Source organism: Acinetobacter sp. UBA2063 (genome assembly GCF_002333245.1).
Taxonomy (GTDB): domain Bacteria; phylum Pseudomonadota; class Gammaproteobacteria; order Pseudomonadales; family Moraxellaceae; genus Acinetobacter; species Acinetobacter parvus.
In genome coordinates this window covers 12,667-12,942 of sequence record NZ_DDAH01000086.1, presented here as the reverse complement: position 1 = coordinate 12,942, position 276 = coordinate 12,667, and the positions used below count along the sequence as shown (strand labels likewise).

Sequence of the window (276 nt, the reverse complement as noted above, 5' to 3'; positions counted from 1 at the left end):
TGATCATTCCAAATCGTTGGGTCTTCTAGTTCTCTTAAAACTTCTTCTAAACGCTCAGCCTTTAGATCGTAGTCAAAGATACCTCCGTAGTGTTTGGCTACGATCAGATAAATCTTTCAATTGGTTTAAATACGGATTAATTTCCACGCGTCTTTTCTCTCAATATTTTTCACACAATTCACTATTTTAACATAACTGCCCTATACGACACAGCCACCTGATTTTGACAAGTTTTATTGATAAGAAGAATTTTTTCAGAATAGTTTTTCTAATGGA

Annotated in this window: 1 pseudogene; it reads right to left on the bottom strand. The window is 34.1% G+C overall.

From position 1 onward, the window contains the following. Positions 1-147: pseudogene (gene prfB, locus B4H32_RS03720) on the bottom strand (peptide chain release factor 2); the annotation flags it as partial. Positions 148-276: the final 129 nt, after the last annotated feature.